This is a genomic window from Roseinatronobacter bogoriensis DSM 18756 (assembly GCF_004366635.1).
GTDB lineage: Bacteria > Pseudomonadota > Alphaproteobacteria > Rhodobacterales > Rhodobacteraceae > Roseinatronobacter > Roseinatronobacter bogoriensis.
Genome location: NZ_SORN01000001.1, coordinates 61,390 through 82,973 on the forward strand (window position 1 = coordinate 61,390; position 21,584 = coordinate 82,973).

Here is a 21,584-nt window from a genome sequence, read left to right on the forward strand (position 1 = left end):
GGAGTGACCATGACCCAGACCTACCGCGCCATCGTCATCGGAGGAGGGGTTGTCGGCTGTTCGGTCCTGTATCATCTGGCAAAAGCAGGCTGGACCGACATTTTGCTGATCGAGCGTTCAGAGCTGACATCCGGTTCAAGCTGGCACGCGGCAGGCGGGTTTCACACCCTGAATGGCGATCCCAATGTGGCGCGGCTGCAAGCCTATACTGTGGGGCTGTATAAGGAACTTGAAGACTTGTCTGGCCAGTCCTGCGGCCTGCATCTGACCGGCGGTGTGATGCTGGCCGACAGCGCCGAGCGGATGGATTTCCTGCGCATGACCCATGCACGCGGCCGCGCGCTTGGTATGCAGACCGAGTTGATCACCCCGTCCGAAGCACAGGCCATGTTCCCGCTGCTGGACCCGCAGCATTTCGTGGGCGCGCTGTGGGACCCGGTCGAAGGGCATCTGGACCCGTCCGGCACGACCCATGCCTATGCCAAAGCCGCCCGCGTACTGGGCGCACAGATCGCCTTGCGCAACCCCGTGCGCGAGTTGACCCAGGACCCGGACGGCATGTGGAATGTCATCACCGAGGGCGGCACATATCGCACCGAACATGTCGTGAATGCAGGCGGGCTATGGGCGCGCGAATTGGGCCGCATGGTGGGCATTGAACTGCCGGTTCTGGCCATGGAGCATATGTATCTTCTCACCGAACCGATGGAGGAGGTCGCCACCTTCAACCGCGAGACAGGGCGCGAATTGATTGGCGTGATCGACTTCAAGGGAGAGATTTATACGCGGCAGGAGCGCGATGGCATCCTGCTGGGCACCTATGAAAAGGATTGCCGCCCCTGGTCGCCTCTCTCCACGCCTTGGGATTTCGGGCATGAATTGCTGCCCCCCGATCTGGACCGCATCGCCCCCTCGCTTGAAGTAGGCTTTCGCCATTTCCCGGCGCTGGAACGGGCAGGTATAAAACAGGTCATCAATGGCCCCTTCACATTCGCCCCCGATGGCAACCCGCTGGTGGGTCCGGTGCCGGGTCTGACCAATTACTGGTCAGCCTGCGCGGTCATGGCGGGGTTTTCGCAAGGTGGCGGTGTCGGGCTGGTGCTGGCCAACTGGATGACCTCGGGCGATCCCGGCCATGATGTCTTCGGGATGGATGTCGCGCGTTTCGGTGACTGGGCCAGCCTGCGCTACACCAATGCGAAGGTGCGCGAAAACTATTCCCGCCGCTTTTCCATCCGCTTCCCGAATGAGGAACTGCCCGCCGCGCGCCCGCATCTGACCACCCCGCTTTACGATCTGATGCTGCGGGAAAATCACGCTGTCATGGGCGATAGCTGGGGGCTGGAAACACCGCTCTGGTTCGCCCCCTCAGCCGCCGAAGCGCGGGATATACCCTCCTTCCACCGCTCCAATGATTTCCCCCATATCAGCGCCGAGGTGCGGGCCGTGCGCACGGGTGTCGGCGTCACGGAAATCGCCAATTTCGCTAAATACGAGGTCGCCGGTGCAGGTGCCAGGGCCTTTCTTGACCGGCTGATGACGAACAAGCTGCCCAAAGCCGGGCGTATTGTGCTGACGCCGATGCTGAATGACGCGGGCATGCTGATCGGTGACTTCACCATTGCCCATGCCGCGCCTGACCGGTTTCTGATCTGGGGGTCACTGGCGGCAACGAAATACCACCTGCGTTGGTTCGAGCAGCACCAACCCAAGGATGGCAGCGTCACTATCCGTGCTTTGGGCATGGGGTTGATGGGGCTGTCCATCGCGGGGCCATATGCGCGCGATGTTCTGGCCGCGCTGACCGATGAAGATGTATCCAACACTGCCTTCCGCTTCATGGACTTTCGTAAGATGGATGTGGCGGGCGCGCCCTGTCTGGTCAACCGCATCACCTATACCGGCGATCTGGGCTATGAAATCTGGATGGCCTCCGAATACCAGCGCCGCGTCTATCAGGCCATCAAGGACGCAGGCGCGTCCCACGGCATCCGCGATTTCGGGATGCGCGCGCTTCTGTCGATGCGGTTCGAGAAGAACTTTCCGACATGGTTTGCCGAACTGCGCCCGATCTATGGCCCGATCGAGGGCGCGATGGAACGTTTCGTGGCCTATGACAAGCCCGGTTTCATTGGCCGCGACGCCGCGTTGAGGGAACGCGAGGATGGCCCCCGCCTGCGCCGCGTCTCGCTGGTCATTGACGCCGATTGCGCCGATGCCAGCCCCGACAGCCCGATCTGGGCGCGCGTGGCGAAAGACTTTGGCACGATCACTCCACCACAAGGTTTCGGCGCAGCGCGCTTTGACACATCTGGCCGGGCGCTGCACCCCCCGCATCCCTCTATCCAAGAAGAATGGCGCGTGGTGGGATGGGTTACATCGGGGGGCTATGGCCATCATGTTGGCCTGTCGCTGGCACAGGGCTATATCCCCGCTGCTCTTGCCACAAGACCGGACAAGGACCTGTTCGAGGTCGAAATCATGGGCCAGCGCCGCGCTGCATATCTCGCCCTTGAGCCACCGTTTGACCCGACCGGGTCACGCATGCGAAGCTGACATTTTCTTGCTCCAAATACTCCCGCCGGAGGCATCTGGCCGCAAGGCCAGACCCCCCGCCAGACAAAGGCACCCCATATGAAAGCTGCACTCTGCAACGACTTCAACGCCCCCCTTACGGTTACCGAGGTCACCATCGCCCCCCCGCGCAAGGGCGAAGTCGAAGTGACGCTTGCGGCCTGCGCGATCTGCCACTCTGATCTGCACTTCATTGAAGGGGCGTGGGGCGGCAGCCTTCCTGCGGTCTATGGCCATGAGGCGGCGGGCTATGTCACCGGGCTGGGCGATGGGGTCGGGCATTACCAACTTGGCCAGCCCGTTCTTGTCACGCTGATCCGGGCATGTGGGACATGTGCCTGCTGCGCAAATGGCAGGCCCGCGATTTGCGAGCATTCCGGCGCAGAATATACCCCCCTTGCCCTGCCCGATGGCACAAAGGTTTCGCAGGGCATGAAAACCGGCGCTTTCGCTGAAAAGGTCGTGGTCGATGCCAGCCAGCTTGCCCCTTTGCCTGACGATATTCCGATGGATGTGGCGGCGCTCCTGGCCTGTGGGGTCATTACCGGGGTTGGCGCAGTGTTCAACACTGCGCAAATGCAGGCCGGGGCCACCGCGCTGGTGATCGGCACAGGCGGGGTGGGTCTAAACGCCATTCAGGGTGCGCGGCTGGCGGGGGCGCGGCGCATCATCGCTATGGATATCGCCCCCGAAAAGCTGGACGCTGCGCGCGATTTTGGCGCAACACATGGGGTGCTTGCCGCAGACGCGGACGCGCGCAAACAGGTGCACGCAATAACCGACGGGCGCGGTGCGGATTATGTCTTTGTGACCGTCGGGGCCGTTGTCGCTTATGAACAGGCGCTTGGGCTATGCGCGCCGGGGGGTGCCATCATCATGGCGGGGATGACCGGAAATGACGACTACATGCGCCTGAACCCGATGATGGTGGCTTATCAGGAGCAACGGCTTCTGGGGTCAAAAATGGGCGGCACGGTGCTACGCCGCGACATCCCGCGTCTGATCGACTATTACCGTCAAGGCAGGCTCAAACTCGATGAACTGATCTCGAACCGCTACCGGCTGGACCAGATCAACGAGGCCATTGCCGACACTGCCAAAGGGGGCACGCGGCGCAATGTCATCTTGTTTGACGCATTTGAAAGGGGCGCGCCATGAAACTGGAAGCGCTTGAGATTTTCCTTGTCGAAACCCCACCCCCCGGTTGGGGTGGGCGCTACTGGACAATTGTCAAACTGGTCACGGAATGCGGCGTGACCGGCTATGGCGAAGTCTATGCCAGTGCGGTTGGTGCGCGCGCCATGCGCGCCGTGATAAGCGACGTGTTTGACCGCTACTGCAAGGGCGAGAACCCCGAAAATATCGAGCGGATGTTTCGCCGCGCCTATTCTTCAGGGTTCACCCAGCGGCCTGACCCCACGGTCATGGGCGCTTTCTCCGGGCTGGAGATTGCTTGTTGGGATATTCTGGGCAAGGCACGCGACCGGCCTGTCTGGGCGCTTCTGGGCGGGATGATGAATGAGAAACTGCGCGCCTATACCTATCTTTATCCGCTGCCCCATCACACCAAGGCCGATTTCTGGACCAGCCCGGAGATGACGGCGGAAAGTGCGCTGGCTGCTGTCGATCAGGGCTTTACAGCGATCAAGCTTGACCCGGCTGGCCCCTATACCATGCGCGGCGGTCACCAGCCCGGGATGCGCGATATCGACCTGTGCGACCGCATGTTGGGGGCGGTGCGCGCTGCAATTGGCACGCGCGCCGATATCCTTTTGGGCACACATGGGCAATTCACCCCCTCGGGCGCGATCCGCCTTGGGGCCGCGATGGAGCGTCATCAGCCACTTTGGTTCGAGGAACCCATCCCACCCGATGACATCTCCGGCATGGCCGAAGTGGCGCGCGCCGTGCGTATTCCGGTTGCCACTGGTGAGCGGTTAAGCACCAAGGCCGAATTCGGCGCAGTGCTGCGTGCAGGGGCTGCCAGCATCCTGCAACCGGCGCTGGGCCGCGCGGGCGGGATATGGGAGGTGAAGAAGATCGCCGCCATGGCCGAGGTGTTTGGCACACAGCTTGCGCCGCATCTGTATGCCGGGCCGGTGGAATGGGCCGCGAATATTCATCTGGCCGCCTCGATCCCCAATCTGCTGATGATCGAATGCATCCAGACGGGGGGTGAATTTCACCTGCCCCTGATCGGCCACAGCCTGCGGGTCGAGGATGGCTTCGTCACCCCGCCCGACACCCCCGGCCTTGGCATTGCGTTTGATGAGGCGCTCGCGCGCGCCCACCCCTATGACGGGGATGCGTTGCATTTGCAGATGCAGGAAGCACCTTGCGATTACGTGAACCCGAACAGTTTCGAAGGAGGTGCGCCCCGAGATTGACCTGACGCGCGGTTTGCGTCAGGTTGAAAAGCGACAAGATGTCGTTTTTCGAAAGAGATATGACGATATTCTGCACGAGGCAGACGCGATTGCATGGACGCTTGAATAAAAAACCTCAGTGGCCCGGACCACGCACTGAACCAACCGACAGGGAGATCGAGAATGACACATACCAAACGCAAGGCGACCGAGTTGCACCGGGCTGCAAAGCTTTATGCAAGCGAGTGCAAAGAGGGCAAACTCAGCCGCCGGGAGTTCTTGACTCGTGCAACCGCACTGGGTGTGGCGGCCCCTGCGGCCTATGGTTTGCTGGGCCTTGCTGCGCCAGAGGCGAAAGCACAGACCCCACAAATGGGGGGAACCGTCAGAATTCAGATGGATGTGCGCGCCCAACGCGATCCGCGCACATGGGATTGGTCGGAACTTGCTAATGCCTGCCGCGGCTGGCTGGAATATCTGGTCCAGTATAACCGCGACGGCACCATTACCCCGGTCCTGCTGGAAAGCTGGGAGGCCAATGACGAGGCTACCGAGTATACCCTGAATGTCAGGCAGGGTGTGACATGGAATAATGGCGACCCGTTCACCGCTGAAGATGTCGCCCATAACTTTGAACGCTGGTGCGATTCCTCGGTCGAGGGGAATTCGATGGCCAGCCGTCTGGGTGCGATCATGGAAGACGGGCAGTTGCGCGAAGGCGCGGTCGAGGTGGTCGATGAGCACACTGTGCGCCTGCACCTGTCGAGTCCGGATATAACCGTCCTGACAGGGCTGGCGGACTATCCGGCGGCTGTGGTCCATCCTAGCTTCAATGGCGACCCTATCGGCAACCCGATCGGAACCGGCGCTTACCGCCCTGTCAGCTATGACACCGGCATTGGTGCCGTAATTGAACGCAACCCGGATCATACATGGTGGAATGAAGGCAACGGCGCCTGGCTTGACCGGATCGAATTTGTCGATCTGGGCACCGACCCTGCCGCATGGGTTGCCGCCGCCGAAGGTGGCGAAATTGACATGCTGTATGAAACGACGGGTGATTTCCTCGATATTTTCAGCGCAATCGGAATGACCCAGACCGAGGCCATCACCTCAGCCACGCTGTGTGTGCGGTTCAATCAAGACAATCCGCCTTATGACAACCGCAATGTGCGCCTTGCGCTGCAAATGGCTGTCGATAACGCGCAGGTGCTGGAGTTGGGCTATAACGATCAGGGGATCGCGGCGGAAAACCATCATGTCTGCCCTGTGCACCCTGAATATGCAGAACTGCCCCCGCTGACAGTGGACCGAGAGCGCGCCAAGGCCATGCTGGAGGAAGAGGGTCATGGTGACACTGAATTCGAGTTGATTTCATCGGATGAGACCTTCCATTCTGACACTTGCGACAACGTGGCCGCACAGATTCGCGCCGCCGGGATCAATATCCGGCGCACTATTCTGCCGGGCGCGACCTTCTGGGGCGATTGGCTGACCTATCCGTTTTCGGCGACAAGCTGGGCGATGCGGCCCTTGGGCGTTCAGGTGCTGAACCTTGCCTATCGCAGTGGCGAGGCATGGAACGAATCTGCCTTCTCGAATGCCGAATTCGATGAATTGCTGGAACAGGCGAATGGCATCGTTGACGCGGATGAGCGGCGCGAGGTGATGCGGCGCTTGCAGGAAATCATGCAGGAAGAGGGTGTGTCGATCATCCCCTACTGGCGGTCGCTGTTCCGCCATGCGCGCCCGAATATCAATGGCGCGGAAATGCACCCCACATTCGAAGTGCATTTCCAGAATTACTGGCTGTCGTGACCAAAGCTGTATAAAGTAGCTTTCTGCGCATAAGCCTGTGCCTGCCCATCTGGGCGGGCACAGGGGCCGATTTTAGAAATAGCGCATCACCTTAGATGCCCTGAGCCAGTGGGAACCCCATGGTCAGCTTTCTACTTCGTCGCATCGGTGTCATGCTTGTCACGGCCCTATGCCTGACCTTCATCGTATTCTACCTGACAAATCTGCCTGCCAAACTGGACACGCTGGCCAAGACGCAGGCAGGCTCGCGCATCTCGGATGCAGAGGTTGCAAGCTGGCTGGAACGGAACGGTTACAACCGGCCCATGCTGCTGCGCTATGGTGAGTGGCTTGGCGTTGCCCCCGGTTGGACGCGTGAAGATCCCGATGGCAGCACCACAGGGCGCTGCCATCGCCTGGCAGGTGTTACAGATCCGGCTGCCGCGCCGACACATTGCGGCTTGTTTCAAGGCTATTGGGGCAATTCCACGCGCTTTCGCGCGCCGGTATCGGATGTAATCGGGGCACGACTGGGCGCCACCGGCCTGCTGATGATGTGGGTGCTGATCGTCATGGTGCCGATGGCGCTGATTGTCGGCGTTCTGGCGGGGATGCGCGAAGGCTCGCGCACGGATCGCACGCTTTCGACCTTCGCAATCGCATCGACGGCAACGCCCGAATATGTGTCCGGCGTGGTGTTCATTGCATTGCTGGCCTCATCCACAATCGGGCTATCGCCACTATTGGTCAGTTGGGGATGGATCGACGGGCCAGTGCTGTTTCAGGGTAACGCGCGCTCGGCGCTTGAAAAGATCACCTTCTGGAACTTTGCCCTGCCGGTCATGACAATCGCACTTTACGGGATGGGTTATATCGCGCGCATTACACGCGCCTCGATGACCGAGGTGATGACCCAGCAATATATTCGCACCGCCCGCCTGAAAGGTGTCAGCTTCGCCAATATCGTGCTGCGCCACGCATTGCGGAACGCGCTGATCGCGCCCTTTACGGTAATCATGCTGCAAATCCCGTGGCTTTTGAACGGGGTGGTGATTGTCGAGGTGCTGTTTAGCTATCCCGGCTTTGGCTGGACCCTGTTCGAGGCGGCTGCGAATAACGACATCGAACTGCTGCTGGCCGCGTCTGTGGTTGCAGTGCTGGTGGTGCTGGTGACGCAGTTAATATCCGATATCGGCTATGTGTGGCTGAACCCGCGCATCCGGATATCATGAGGAGGGCTTGCCATGACTGACCCTTTGGGCTGGCTTGATATCCTCAGCCGTCTTTTCATCCAGCTTTGGCCGGTATGGGCCGGGCTGATTGTAATGTTCACAGTCTCGATCACATACAAACGCCGCCTTGGCCTGTATGGCAAGCTGTTCGATTCCGTTGTGGGTATGATCGGGTTTGCGCTGGTCATGTTCTGGGTCTTTGCCGCACTCTTCGCGGATATGATCATCACCCATGACCCGCTGGCGCAGTTCAGCGGGATGCGCAACGCAGCACCCGGAACCCCGCTGCGCGACCCTGCCGGGGGATACGAGTTTTTCCTGCTGGGCGGTGACGCGCTGGCGCGCGATGTTTTCTCGCGGATGGTGATGGGGGCACGCGAAGTGCTGCGCATCGCCCCGTTTGCGGCAATGATTTCCTTCATGATCGGCATCAGCCTTGGGCTGCCCGCCGGTTACATTGGCGGCAAGCTGGATACGGGCCTGACCTTCGTTGCCAATCTGGTACTGGCCTTTCCGGTCATCCTTCTGTTTTTCCTGCTGGTTGCCCCCGAAATCCAGAACACGGCAATCCCGCGCGTCATGGCGGGCATCCTGTTCCTGATGCCTGTTCTGTTCTTTACTGTCCTGCTCAACGCGCGCTTTTTCACGCAGCCGATGAAGCGCAACCTCTATGTGGGCGCAGTGCTGGTGGTGGGGCTTTGGGCCTATACGGGGCTGGCATTCAATGCGGACCCGCTGGGCGTCTGGGGCATGTCGCCCAACCTGCTGAATGTTTTTGTGGCTGTGGTTTTCGTCAATGCGCCAACGGTCTTTCGTATCGTGCGCGGCATCACCATGGACATCAAGACCCGCGATTATGTTGCAGCAGCACAGACGCGCGGCGAAGGGCCGTGGTATATCATGCTATGGGAAATCCTACCCAATGCGCGCGGGCCGCTGATCGTCGATTTCTGCCTGCGTATCGGCTACACAACCATTCTTCTGGGCACGCTTGGCTTCTTTGGTCTGGGTGTCGCACCTGAAAGCCCTGACTGGGGGTCCACCATCAATCAGGGGCGGCGATTGCTGACTGTCTACCCTCATGCGGCCCTTGCCCCTGCGCTGGCCCTCATGTCGCTGGTTTTGGGGCTGAACCTGTTGGCAGATGGGCTGCGCGAAGAAAGCCTGAAGGACTGATGGTGTTTCGATGATGCATAACGACACGACATCTGCGTGTGAGAAGGGGCGCCCCCATGCGTGGGCGCGCCCCTGTTCAAATTTTGTGGTGTCACATTGCTGCGGATCGGACCTGAATCAGATCACACCAAATAGCAGCAGCAGGATAATGGCTGACAGGGGCACACCCAGAAGCCAGAGTAGAATAGGCATGTTTCAATCTCCGTTTCGCTTGAAGATACAACACGCCAGACCACAGGCGGTTCCCTGATGGACCACCTTTGCGCTACCGCCATGATCCGCCAGAAGGGAAAACACCATGTCTGACCGCGACGTGACGCAACCCATTCTGGAGATCGAGAACCTCTCGATTTCCTTTTTCACCCGCCTGCGCGAAATTCCCGCCGTGATGGATTTTTCCTGCACCATCATGCCCGGTGAAGCGATGGGACTGGTAGGCGAATCCGGCTGCGGGAAATCCACCGTCGCGCTTGGCGTGATGCAGGATCTGGGCGTGAATGGTCGCATCGTGGGCGGCAGGATCAAGTTCAAGGGGCGCGACCTCAATACCATGAGTGCGAAAGAACTGGCCAAGCTGCGCGGCTCCGAGATTGCCATGATCTATCAGGAACCGATGGCCAGCCTGAACCCAGCCATGAAGATCGGGCGGCAGTTGATGGAAGTGCCCATGATCCATCAGAACATGCGCGAGAGAGAGGCGCGCGCCCGCGCGCGCCAGCTTGTCGCCGATGTGCGCCTGCCGGACCCTGACCGCATTCTGGACGCCTATCCACACCAACTGTCCGGCGGACAGCAACAGCGCATCGTGATCGCCATGGCGCTGATGGCCAACCCCGCACTATTGATCCTGGATGAACCGACAACCGCGCTGGATGTCACGGTCGAAGCCGGGATTGTTGATCTGGTCAAGGAGTTGGGGCGCAAATACGGCACCTCGATGCTGTTTATCAGCCACAACCTTGGGCTGGTGATGGAGACATGCAACCGCATTTGTGTCATGTATTCCGGCGAAGCGGTCGAGACGGGCAATATTCGTGACGTGTTCAACCGTATGCGCCACCCCTATACCCAAGCCTTGTTCCGCGCGATCCCGCTACCCTCGGCGGATAAGGGCGCGCGGCCCCTGCGCGCCATTCCCGGCAACTTCCCCCTACCGCATGAACGCCCGCCGGGCTGCAATTTTGGTCCGCGTTGCGACCATTTCCGCAAGGGGCTTTGTAATGCGCGCGACATTCCAATGGCAGAGATCGAAGGCGACGACCGTCACGAAAGCCGCTGCCTGCGCATTGATGACATAGACTGGGACGCGGCCTGGAGTTCGGACAAGCAGGTCGCTCCGGCAGAGATCGGCGAGGTTGTTCTGCGCATGGATGATGTGCGCAAATATTACGAGGTCGCCGCCTCCAGCCTGTTTTCCGGCGGGGATACCAAGGTCGTCAAGGCCAATGAAACACTCAGCTTCGACGCACGCGCGGGCGAGACACTGGCCATTGTCGGCGAGTCCGGTTGCGGCAAATCCACCTTCGCCAAGGTGCTGATGGGGCTGGAAACCGCGACCAGCGGCAAGATCATGCTGTTTGATGAAAACGTCCAGTCCACCCCCATCCAGCAACGCAACACAGATGCTGTCTCGTCCTTGCAGATGGTGTTTCAGAACCCCTTCGACACCCTAAACCCGTCCATGACGGTTGGCGCGCAGATTGTCCGGGCTCTGGAGATTTTCAAGATCGGCAAGACCACAGCAGAGCGCGAGAAGCGTATGCTTGAGCTGCTTGATCTGGTGAAGCTGCCGCGTGAATTCGCCACGCGGATGCCACGGCAGTTGTCGGGGGGGCAGAAACAACGCGTTGGCATTGCGCGCGCCTTTGCTGGTGATGCCAAGGTGGTGGTCGCGGATGAACCTGTTTCTGCGCTGGATGTGTCGGTGCAAGCCGCCGTGACCGAATTGTTGATGGATATCCAGCGCCAGAATGGCACCACATTGCTGTTCATCAGCCATGACCTGAGCATCGTGCGCTATCTGTCTGATCGCGTGATGGTCATGTATCTGGGCCATGTGGTCGAACTGGGCAGCACCGATCAGGTCTTTGCACCGCCCTACCATCCCTATACCGAAGCGCTGCTGTCAGCCGTGCCGGTTGCCGACACCTCCATTGTCAAGAAGCGCATCGTTCTGGACGGTGACATCCCCTCGGCCATGAACCCGCCGCCGGGTTGCCCCTTCCAGACCCGCTGCCGCTGGAAATCCGAGGTTCCGGGCGGGTTATGCGAGACTGAAGTGCCACCCATGCGCGTGCTGGACGGCGGCCATCAGATCAAATGCCATCTGGCGGCAGACATACTTGGTCGGATGGAACCGGTATTCAAACTTGCAGATGGCCCTGTCTAGCAACGTCACACTGATAAATGCATGAGCGAACAAGGGGGGCAGAAATGACGGCTGACCAGATTATTGAGCGTTTCGCCCTGACGCGACACCCGGAAGGGGGGTGGTATCGTCAGACATGGGTTGCCGCGGCTGATCCGGGTGCGCGCCCGGCGGGGACTGCTATTCTCTTCCTACTGAAACAAGGCGAGCGCAGCCATTGGCACCGTGTTGATGCGACCGAGATATGGCACTTCCATGCCGGTGCCCCGCTGGAACTGCTTTGTGCAAAGCACGACACCGGCCCCGCCGAGCGTCTGATTCTGGGTGCCGATCTGAAGGCAGGACAAAACCCGCAAGGCATTGTTCCGGCGCACTATTGGCAGGCAGCACGCTCACTTGGCGACTGGACACTTGTCGGGTGCACAGTGTCGCCAGGGTTTTCATTTTCGGGGTTCGAACTTGCAGCGCCAGAATTCGATATCCCTCAGAAGATTGGGTCTTGAGGGCCTTGGCAACCGGCATACGACCTATGCGTCACACGCACGTGTCAAGACATTCAAGATCAGGTCTTGACGCTGCATCATCCCTCGAATAAATGGCGCAGTCATGTGGCGGAGTAGCTCAGTTGGTTAGAGCAGCGGAATCATAATCCGCGTGTCGGGGGTTCAAGTCCCTCCTCCGCTACCATTGTTCCCCCCGACGCTCTTATACGCATTTTGGCATAGAGGTTCGGGGCGTCCATAAGCTCGGAAATCCGTCCTTCCAGCCTTATCTTGAAGACTTTTTCTTCGGGTGTGACGACGACCTTCGAAATCAGTCGCCTGAGTGTTCGATGTCGGGCGATATCCCGACCGCGAACAGATCGTACCATCACTGCGAGAGGGTAACAGCCAAGCTGGCTTCGTGGGTCATTCCACTATTTTTACCGTCACATTAGTTTCGATCCGGCGTGCATTAAAGGTAGAGCATGTCGAACGGAGCGTTGAATTGCCGGTGAATTCAACTGTATTGGCAATAACTTGCGTACAGCCATTGGTCGTTGTCGAATTCCCGCTGAAACTGATGTTGGTGGTGGGCGCGTAAAGGGCGCCCTGCGTTGTCGATCCGGAATTGCCGCGTATCTCATGGGTCAAGCCAGACTGGCTGCGACTCGCGAATATAAGTACCCCGTCATATGGACCCGATGTCGGGGCCTGCATGTTCAACCCGCCATTCCCGGTCAGTTTGAGTCGAGAGTTCCCAGTGAGAAAGAAGGTCGCGCCATCGACCGTCATCCCGGCTTGGGCGCTGGTGACATCGGCATTCGCGTTCAACGACAGATCACCACCATCAATGATGTACAGGCCGGGCTTGAAAGACACCTGAGTTTTGATGTCCAGCCCCCCACAGATCCGCATCGCCATGACACCGCTTGGGTGCATATGAGTCGGCTCAAATACCGACACATTGGTGTTGGTTTCACAGGGTATGTTTGTGCTTGGTTCTTCAAGGTCGGCATAGGGGTCGCGCACTTTTGGGGCGTAGTCATTGGGTGCGACGCAGTCCAGAAGGCGCAGATTGGTGCTGCTGACATAGCCACCCACCGTGTGCACACAGCCAACAGCAAGATTTGCCGATGAATTTGCCATCCAGAACGCATCCGAAGCGTTCGAATTCGACGCGACATCACAGCCTTCCAGCGAAACGTCAGTATTCCCGCTCACTGTGATGGCGCGGGATTGCGTCGGGGCAAGCGCCAGAACACAAGCAGCAGAATTCGAGGCTGTCACCTGCGCCACAGCTCTGGCCCCAATCAGAATTGGTTCATTGCTGAGAATCGCAGACAGGAATCTGGGTTGGTTTCTGGTCAGCAGCACTTCGACAGAATTCGTGTTTCCGGCATTGGGACCGCTGGACGGCGGTGTGTGCAGATCAAAGTCGCCCATTTCAGCCGCAAAACCGGCCGCGGTCGCCACATGCAGCGCCGCGGCATGGATCGCTTCGGGGCTGTCACCTGCGCGCAGTCTGACACCGCCAGTATGGGCCGCAAGATCTGCGGCATGTTGCAGGTTGCGCTGCGTCATGTAGTTATAGCCGGTCTCTGCCCCTAGGCCCATGCCAAGGACCAGCACAGGCATCAGAAGCGCCGTCATGATTGCCACGCTGCCGCTGCCATCACAGCCAAATTCAGCAAGGCGTTGGCCGCATTCGGCGCTTAACGCGCGCTTCATGGCATAGGGGGCGGACCGAGGGGGGAGCAGCTTTGCCTCGTCTTGCATTGGGTCGCCTCCGTTGTTCAAGCCGGGCACAGCATCAGTTGTTGATGATCTGGATTACGGCAGGGGTGATCACCACCGCGAACAGGACCGGCAGGAAAAAGATGACCATCGGCACCGTCAGCTTCGGGGGAAGTGCTGCGGCCTTTTTGTCGGCCTCGCTCATGCGCATTGCGCGGTTCTCTTCGGCGAGGACGCGCAATGCATGGCCAAGGGATGTGCCATATTTCTCTGATTGCATCAGCCCCGAGACAACGGCCTTGACCTCATCCAGATCCGTACGCCTGCCAAGGTTTTCGTAAGCCGTCCGCCGGTCCGGCAGGAACGATAATTCTGCAGTGGTCAGCGACAGTTCTTCTGCCAGTTCTTTTGACTGATCGCCAATCTCGTCGGCCACCTTGCGAAACGCGTGTTCACTGCTCATGCCGGACTCGACACAGATCAACAGCAGATCAAGCGCGTCCGGCCAGCTTCGCCGGATTGATTGCTGGCGTTTGGCTATCCTGTTCTTCACATATATCAGCGGCACGTAATACCCCAGATATCCAGCGACCATGAGGATTGCCAGAATCACCATGACATGCACGTCGGGTTTGATGATCAGGAAGATATAGCCCGCGACAAAACCCATCACACAAACTGGCATAAGCACCCGCATCGCAAGATAGGTGATAACCGGGGATCGGCCGCGAAATCCGGCTGTGCGCAGCAGTTGTACGGTCACCCCGTCCTCCAGTTGCCGCGACAGGTTGAACCGCTTGACGATAGCGGCGAGCATCTTGCTTGGTTCACTGCGCAGCAGCCGCCGCTTCTGGCCCTCGATTGCTTGTGATCTGTCGCGCCGCTGTTCCCTGCCGCGCGTGTTCAGCACCTGCTTCATGCGCTGCGTAAGGGGGTCTGGAACAAGGTAGGGCCACCCAAGCACAAGCACACCGCAAAACAAGGCCAGCGCGGCAAAGACTGGCACGACAAGATCACTACTGGCAATAACGGACTCGAGTATCATTGCGGCCACCCTAAAAGTCGAAGTGGATCATCTTGTGCATGATCAGCACACCCGTCAGCATCCAGAACGCGCTGATGGCCAGAACCACGTTGCCTGTCATTGTCGTGAAGAGCAGTGAGATATATTCGGGACTTGTCACAAAAAGCAGTGACGCCACGATCACCGGCAGCGCACCGATGATCCAGCCAGAAGCTTTTGCCTCGGCGCTCATGGCTCTGATCTTGGCAGTCATTTTCTTGCGCTCCCTGAGCACCGTTGAAAGGTTCCCCAACGCTTCGGTCAGGTTGCCGCCGGATCGACTCTGGATTGTGATGACAATGGACAAGAAATTGGTTTCCGGCAGAAACACCCGCTCGGCCATCCGCTGAATTGCTTCCTGCACTGGCAGACCAAGGCTCTGATCATCAAGGACGGTCGCAAACTCGCTTCGGACCGGCTCTTGCCCCTCGAACGCAACCACCCTGATGCAGTCTGCCAGTGGCATACCCGACTTGACGCCGCGCACAATCACATCGACCGCATCGGGAAATTGCGCGGCAAAAGCCGCCAGCCTGCGCTTTCGGCGAAAGCGCAGATATGCATCGGGTAGCAACAGGCCCGCCAGCGCTGACAGGATTGTGGCGGTTGACAGCGCAAGGCCGGTGGTCGCCCAAAGCACCAGCAGGATCGTACACGCCGTTGCCGTGCATACGCCCCAATACGCCTTTCTGGACCAGATCAGACCCGCTTCACCCAATCGGCTTTTCAGGCTTTTGCGTGAGCGGCTTCTGGCGACGGCCTTCTGCTTTTCTTCAATCTCGCGCAAGGTTTCTTCCACGGATCGTCTGCGGCGCTTGCCCTCGCCGGTGCCACTCACGGCAGAGGATGAGTGACGCGCCCCAAGAACCATTCCAACCCGGCGTCTTGTGCGGGCGGCACTGGCCAGTCGCGGTTGAAAAGCTGCAAACAGCAAGCCGCCCACACTCAGCGCGGTAAGCAGGAAGGTCAGAGCCATGTAGACATTGGCAGAGATGGACATCTTTCATCCTTAGCTTTAGCGACCAATTCAGGAACCATAGGCTTGCGCGGCTTCCAGTGCGGCAGTCAGGCGGTGTTCTTCACCATAATACCGGGCCTTGTCCCAGAATGCCGGGTGTCCGATTCCGGTCGATCTGTGCCGTCCGATAATCTTGCCCTGGTCATCCTCTCCCGTAATGTCATAGACGAAGATGTCCTGTGTAATCGGGACATCGCCCTCCAGCCCGAGGACCTCGGTGATATGCGTGATGCGCCGTGATCCGTCGCGCAGTCGCGCTGCCTGAACGATGACATCTATCGAGGATACAGCCATCTCCCGGATTGTCTTGATTGGCAGAGAGAAACCACCCATCGTGATCATGGATTCCAGTCTGGAAAGGGCCTCTCGCGGGCTGTTGGCATGCAGCGTTCCCATAGAACCGTCGTGACCCGTATTCATCGCCTGTAGCAAATCAAACGCCTCAGGGCCGCGCACTTCGCCCACAATGATCCGCTCGGGGCGCATACGCAGGCAGTTCTTGACCAGTTGCCGCATGGTAATCTCGCCGATGCCCTCAATATTCGGGGGGCGGGTCTCCAGCCGGACGACATGGGGCTGCTGAAGTTGCAACTCGGCAGAATCCTCGCAGGTGATGATGCGTTCGTCAGCTTCGGCGTATCGGGTCAGGCAATTAAGAAGCGTGGTCTTGCCGGACCCTGTGCCGCCCGAAATAAGAACATTGCACCTGACCCGCCCGATGATCTTGAGGATCTCAGCCCCCTCTGGGGTGATTGCACCGAATTCGACAAGTTGATCAAGCGTCAGCTTGTCTTTCTTGAAGCGCCGGATTGTCAGGGTTGGCCCTTCAAGCGCGAGGGGCGGCGCGATGACATTGACCCGGCTGCCATCGAGCAGCCGCGCATCACAGATCGGGCTGGATTCATCGACCCTGCGCCCAACCTGACTCACGATCCGTTGGCAGACGTTCAGAAGCTGGGTGTTGTCGCGAAAGCGGATACCTGTCTGAATGACCTTTCCGCCAACCTCGATGAAGATGTGCTTGTCGCCATTGACCATGATGTCCGAAATGTCATCCCGAGCCAGCAAAGGCTCTAGCGGGCCGTAACCCAGCACATCATCACAGATATCTGAAACCAGTTCATCCTGAACAGCCGTCGAAATGAGGGCCTTTTTTGCCGTCAGGATATCATTCGCGATGATGCTGACTTCGCGGCGGGCCTCTTCTACTTCCATAGTGCCAAGCTGCGCCACATCTATCGTTTCAAGAAGCGCGGCAAAAATTTCTCGCTTCAGGTCGTAATAAGCTTTGGCCCTTTGCGATTCCGATGTCCGCGCGTCATCAACCGGCGCAGCAACAGGGTCTGCTTTCTCCGCCACCACCTTTAGAGGCACTGTGCTTGACGGTGCCGTTGCATCCGCAGGCGTGAAGTCACGTCTTTTGCCAAACATCTGGCGCTCTCCTCGTCGTGGCGTAGTTGGACCCGCGCTTGTGCCTTTGCTGTCGTATCGCTGGCAGGTCGCGTAAATTGCCAGCGCTGTGGGAATAGGGTCAAAGTCCCTGTGTGTGTCCTGTGCGGACTACGACGCCCGCCCGCCCCAGAACCCCCATAATCCTTTGCGTTTTTTTCGGGCCGTCATACCGGTTAGCTGTCCGGCCAGCGCTTCGAGTGTTGGTGTGACCGCCGACTTGCGAGAGAATTCACTGATCATCTGCCCATTGGCCGCCGCAGCACTGAACACCACCGGATCGTCCGCGATCTTTGCTGTCAGGGGGACTTCCAACGCAGCTGCAAATTTTTGCGGCGGAATTTCTACACGCTTGGGCACCCCAACCCGGTTGACGATCAATCGCGGTGGCGGGTCATTGGGGCGCGACTGTCTGAGGAAATCAACCAGACTGCGCGCATTGCGCAGGTTCGCAAGGTCCGGTTCGGCAACCAGAATAATATCATCGGCGGCCAGAAGTGAGCTGCGCACCAAGGGTGACCACGCATGAGGCAGGTCCAGCACGACATGCGGAAACGCGCAACGCGCCAGATCCAGCACCTTTTCGATGGTGGCCATATCGGGGTCGCTGGCGATATGCGCTGCGGTCGCGCAGGGAAGAAGGCTCAGGCCTTTCCCGCGCTTGAAAAGCAGCCGCTCCAGCAAGGCTCCGTCAAGGCGGTCCACTTCGGGAAGCTGTTCAGCAAACCCGGTCGGGCAGTCGATATTGCAATTCAGCGCAGCGGTTCCGAATTGCAGGTCCAGATCGGCAAGCAGCGTGGCATGGGTGCAGTGTGAAACAGTCCACGCCAGGTTTTGCGCAAACACTGACGACCCGACCCCACCCTTTGCGCCGATCACGGCATGAATCTTGCCAAGACGTGTTCCGCTTTCTTCTGGAAATAACCTCAGCACTGCGCCGATGATCGTCAATGCGCCCACTGGGGCTAGCAGGTATTCCGCAATGCCACCCGCCACCAGTTCCCGAAACAGCGCAATGTCGTTGCTGGTGCCCACCACAACCACCTTGGTCCGGCTGTCGCATACAGGCGCCAGTTTCGCCAGAATCGACAGCAGGTCTTCACGCGCAGCCGCGCTTTCAAGGATCAGCAAATCCGGGGTCGGGCTGTCACGATATTCCGCAATGGCCGCGCTTATTCCACCGGCCCTGATATCGCATGTGGCCCGATACAGGCGCCGGTCACTGGCTGCGCGCTGCATCGACGCGGCAAGATTGGGTGTTTCGCAATAGGCATGTATCGAGATATGCGGCGTCCGGCCCACCGGCTGGATCCGTGGCATGCTGATCATTGCGTCAGGTGTCAGCTTTAGCGGCGCATGTTGCATCTTAGGTCCGATCCAAAATTTCAGTTCCGGTTTCGCTGCCTTCAATCCAGTTCAACCACGTCTACCTCACTGCCCCGCCGGATCCGCACGGTTCGCTTCTCTGCGGTGGTGACTTCGGTCGTCTCAAAGCTGTCTGCGAGGGACCGCAGGGCAAGTGACAGGGCACCTGTGGCCTCGGCAGCGGTCAGAATCTCGACCTGTGCGGCGGTCAGTTCCAGCGTGGCCGTCCTGCCGACCACGGCTTCGCTTACACCATCACTCATCTGGTCCACGGCCAGAACCTTGACGTTTTGCAAAATGACCCTGCTGCTGACCGTGTTCTTGCCGCTTGAATTGACTTGCGATGTTGTCAGCAAGATATCGACCCTGTCATTGGGCAACACGAACCCGCCCGCGCTGTTTTCGGCACTGACCCGCACAGCGACGGCGCGCTTGCCGCTTGCCAGCATGACCGACAGAGCCCCCGCATCGGCCGCAGATAGTTTCGCATCAAGGATTGGTTCGCCCGCCAGAAATCCGTTGCGAACGACCAAGCCATCCATCTCGTGAACGGCGTCCGGGCGATCATCGCGTGTTATGAAGGCTGGATTAAGCGCCTCTTCAGGCCAGACCTGCCAGCGCAGGGCAGTCGGGCCGACCAGTGCCCCAGAAGACAGGTTGGTGGAAGCGACAAGGATCTCTGCCATACGCGGCATGGCTTCGATATCTTCGCGGGCCGTGGCCGCTGTCAGCGCGCCAGATGCGCCCATGGACATCCATGCCGCAATCGCGCCTGCAGACAAAGCCACAAGAAGGATGAATCCGCGCAGCATGTGCCGTCCTTTTCAATTGCAAGTTTAAGGGGCCGGCGTGTCTACCAGACCCAAACAAGGCGCGCAGCTATCGGCGAGGGTGTCCCCGCCGATTTGCATGCCGATATTTTAGAATCCGGTTTACTCAACGCCACTCAACGCGCCTGTGATGGTTTGGAAAACACTTGTCAGTTGAGGCCCTAGCGCAAGAAGTGCGCCGACGACCACCACCGAAACCAGCCCAGCGATCAGGCCATATTCAATTGCAGTAGCGCCGGATTCGTCGTTCTTGAAGCGAGTGATGAGGTATTTCATTGCTTTGTTCCTATCCTTCGGTACGAGGGGAGCGCCCAGTTTGATGCCCAATGCCATCTACAGGACATGTCCAACGCCAAACTTTCAGCGTTAGGTTGAGGCTGCACCGATTCGGTAGCATCGATATAGTTGGACTGATGGGCTGGACATTTGGCCAGCCAGATGGACGGCATTGGCGGCACTGATATGTTCCCGCCGCACCCAGCCGCAGCAATTCGCCAAATAAACCCACAGAATTGTATATTTACGGTCGAAACTTGGCCATTTGGCCAGTCCGTCAGATCAAGTGGGTTTACGCAGCCATTCTCAGTAGCATGAATGATGCGTCGCTTGGCACACACCAAGCCCCGAGCGGCGCGTTTGCAATTTCAGGATGAACCGCAGACGATGGCTCACCAGTCTCTCAACACGGGAATGCAATGTAGGCCTGATGGGCAATGCAGGTTGCGCGCCTTTCTGCGCGATGAACGCGCTGTATCGGCCATCGAATTCGCCCTTGTCGCGCCGATGCTGACCCTCGCGCTTCTTGCGATGGTCGATATTGGTCTTGCGATTTCCGAGCGGATGACGATCGGGCATGTCCTGCGGGCGGGGGCACAGGGTGCAGCAGAGGATATAGGCGTTTCCGCAGTCGACCAGATACTGAGGATGACCGCAGAAAAGAATATGGTGGTCGCGCCGACATCTGCCAGTGATGCCACGCTTGAGCTTGATGTCAGGTTGTTTCACGCCTGCCCGGAAGACCCGTCAACGCCAGTGGGTCAGAATACAACCTGCGACGGGGCAACTCCGACCCATATTTTCTATGTTCTGTCGGGCACGAAAACCTATACTGGGCTGTTCATGCCCAGCTTTTCGCAGTCGCGGGAACTCTGGGTGCAGGTTCGATGAGCGCTTGCCTCAAGTGTTTTGCGCGGTCCGAGCGCGGCGCAACCGCTGTCGAGTTCGCGCTGGTGAGCATGGTTGGTATTGCTGTGTTTTTGGGAATCATCGAATTCGGGCGCGGCCTGCATATCCGCAATGAAATGTCCTATGCGGCGGATCGCGCAGCCAGACAGATCCTGATGAATCCGGCTATATCGAATGCCGAGCTTGAACTGACCTTGCGCGATGCGATTGCCTTTGCTTCATCTGATCTGCAAATCACGCTTGGCACCGAAAGTTCCCAAGGCGTTGAGTTTCGCACCATCCTGATCAGCCAGCCGATCAGCCTGATCATCCCCGGGCTGAATAATGGGCGCATCACGCTGGGCGTGGACCGGCGCGTGCCTATCCGCTAAGCCCGCACGACACGACTTTGCACCCGTTTCAGCAGGTGAAATCCCGGACCAGCAACCCCGGCGAACCTGTCCTGCATTACCCTTTGCTTGATCAGCTCTTTCACATTCGGGTCGCGGCGACGTGGCGCCCGCCTTGGTTGGCCTGTCCGCAGTGTTTTGTCAGGCCAAGCGGCGCAACAGTTTCCCACCATCAGGATCTACTGGGTCTATCCTCGATAAGCATATGATTATCCGCATTGAAAATCATAGCAAAATGCAAAGGTTGAGTTGCAAAGCACGAATTGCACGCTATAGTTGTAAGGCGCCTAAGGCTGGCACTTCAGTCGTAGGACGCGGCCCACCCGTTCGACACTACGCACGTCCAGTACTGCAATTGTCCAAAGAAAACGGAGGATCGTGATGAAAAACCATCAGGCACTTCTTTCCTTACTCAAATCTATCACCGCCAACGGCCCTGATCGAAGGCCGCGTAGTTCACCTATAGAACAAACATAAACCAGCAGATCAGAATTCCGATCAGCGGTTTGCATAACGCAATCACGCCATGCAGACGCGTGTGTTGCACAAGCTTGGG

17 protein-coding genes and 1 tRNA gene are annotated in these 21,584 nt (G+C 58.8%); 11 read left to right on the forward strand and 7 right to left on the reverse strand.

What is annotated here, in order from left to right; genetic code table 11:
* Positions 1-9 precede the first annotated feature (9 nt).
* The 9 genes from EV660_RS00295 (at position 10) to EV660_RS00335 (ending at position 12,200) form a co-directional block, all read left to right on the forward strand.
* On the forward strand, positions 10-2,556 hold the full coding sequence (locus tag EV660_RS00295) for a GcvT family protein (protein WP_071482405.1): 2,547 nt from the start codon (positions 10-12) through the stop codon (positions 2,554-2,556).
* Positions 2,557-2,634: 78 nt separating this feature from the next.
* Positions 2,635-3,732, forward strand: a complete 1,098-nt coding sequence (locus EV660_RS00300; RefSeq protein WP_071482406.1) for a Zn-dependent alcohol dehydrogenase — start codon at positions 2,635-2,637, stop codon at positions 3,730-3,732.
* Positions 3,729-4,961: a mandelate racemase/muconate lactonizing enzyme family protein gene (locus tag EV660_RS00305; protein ID WP_071482407.1), complete on the forward strand. Its 1,233-nt coding sequence runs from the start codon at positions 3,729-3,731 to the stop codon at positions 4,959-4,961. The genes EV660_RS00300 and EV660_RS00305 overlap by 4 nt, the downstream gene beginning before the upstream one ends.
* Positions 4,962-5,123: 162 nt before the next feature.
* Positions 5,124-6,758, forward strand: a complete 1,635-nt coding sequence (locus tag EV660_RS00310) for an ABC transporter substrate-binding protein (RefSeq protein ID WP_071482408.1) — start codon at positions 5,124-5,126, stop codon at positions 6,756-6,758.
* Between the two features lie 119 nt (positions 6,759-6,877).
* Positions 6,878-7,969 (forward strand): ABC transporter permease, encoded by a 1,092-nt coding sequence (locus tag EV660_RS00315; RefSeq protein WP_071482409.1) that lies wholly within the window; start codon positions 6,878-6,880, stop codon positions 7,967-7,969.
* A 12-nt stretch (positions 7,970-7,981) separates the two neighbouring features.
* On the forward strand, positions 7,982-9,145 hold the full coding sequence (locus EV660_RS00320) for an ABC transporter permease (RefSeq protein WP_071482410.1): 1,164 nt from the start codon (positions 7,982-7,984) through the stop codon (positions 9,143-9,145).
* A 298-nt stretch (positions 9,146-9,443) separates the two neighbouring features.
* Complete coding sequence (locus EV660_RS00325; protein WP_071482411.1) at positions 9,444-11,534, forward strand: dipeptide ABC transporter ATP-binding protein; 2,091 nt, start codon at positions 9,444-9,446, stop codon at positions 11,532-11,534.
* A gap of 44 nt (positions 11,535-11,578) precedes the next feature.
* Positions 11,579-12,016 carry a cupin domain-containing protein gene (locus tag EV660_RS00330; RefSeq protein WP_071482470.1) on the forward strand — a complete coding sequence of 146 codons (438 nt, stop codon included), beginning with the start codon at positions 11,579-11,581 and terminating at the stop codon, positions 12,014-12,016.
* A gap of 107 nt (positions 12,017-12,123) precedes the next feature.
* Positions 12,124-12,200 (forward strand) — tRNA-Met (locus tag EV660_RS00335).
* Positions 12,201-12,421: 221 nt separating this feature from the next.
* On the opposite strand, the gene EV660_RS00340 is transcribed toward EV660_RS00335, so the two are convergent.
* The 7 genes from EV660_RS00340 to EV660_RS00370 all read right to left on the reverse strand — a co-directional run bounded on the left by EV660_RS00340 (position 12,422) and on the right by EV660_RS00370 (position 19,730).
* Positions 12,422-13,771, reverse strand: coding sequence for a pilus assembly protein TadG-related protein (locus EV660_RS00340; RefSeq protein WP_100319217.1), 1,350 nt, complete (start codon positions 13,769-13,771; stop codon positions 12,422-12,424).
* Positions 13,772-13,805: 34 nt separating this feature from the next.
* Entirely contained in the window at positions 13,806-14,774 is a 969-nt protein-coding gene (locus EV660_RS00345) for a type II secretion system F family protein (protein WP_071482472.1), read from the reverse strand.
* 10 nt (positions 14,775-14,784) lie between these two features.
* Positions 14,785-15,792, reverse strand: a complete 1,008-nt coding sequence (locus EV660_RS00350; RefSeq protein ID WP_071482412.1) for a type II secretion system F family protein — start codon at positions 15,790-15,792, stop codon at positions 14,785-14,787.
* Between the two features lie 27 nt (positions 15,793-15,819).
* The gene (locus EV660_RS00355) at positions 15,820-17,241 is read right to left on the reverse strand and encodes a TadA family conjugal transfer-associated ATPase (protein WP_071482413.1); all 1,422 of its coding nucleotides are present in this window, start codon (positions 17,239-17,241) and stop codon (positions 15,820-15,822) included.
* A 129-nt stretch (positions 17,242-17,370) separates the two neighbouring features.
* The gene (locus EV660_RS00360) at positions 17,371-18,588 is read right to left on the reverse strand and encodes a CpaE/TadZ family protein (protein ID WP_168800321.1); all 1,218 of its coding nucleotides are present in this window, start codon (positions 18,586-18,588) and stop codon (positions 17,371-17,373) included.
* Between the two features lie 77 nt (positions 18,589-18,665).
* Complete coding sequence (cpaB, locus tag EV660_RS00365; protein ID WP_071482415.1) at positions 18,666-19,436, reverse strand: Flp pilus assembly protein CpaB; 771 nt, start codon at positions 19,434-19,436, stop codon at positions 18,666-18,668.
* Positions 19,437-19,556: 120 nt separating this feature from the next.
* Positions 19,557-19,730, reverse strand: coding sequence for a Flp family type IVb pilin (locus tag EV660_RS00370; RefSeq protein ID WP_071482473.1), 174 nt, complete (start codon positions 19,728-19,730; stop codon positions 19,557-19,559).
* A 414-nt stretch (positions 19,731-20,144) separates the two neighbouring features.
* Between EV660_RS00370 and EV660_RS00375 the strand changes: the two genes are divergently transcribed.
* A complete protein-coding gene (locus EV660_RS00375) occupies positions 20,145-20,621 on the forward strand; it encodes a TadE/TadG family type IV pilus assembly protein (RefSeq protein ID WP_198510646.1) in 477 nt (158 codons plus the stop codon).
* Positions 20,618-21,010, forward strand: coding sequence for a TadE/TadG family type IV pilus assembly protein (locus EV660_RS00380; protein WP_071482417.1), 393 nt, complete (start codon positions 20,618-20,620; stop codon positions 21,008-21,010). Before EV660_RS00375 ends, EV660_RS00380 begins: the two co-directional genes overlap by 4 nt.
* Positions 21,011-21,584 lie beyond the last annotated feature (574 nt).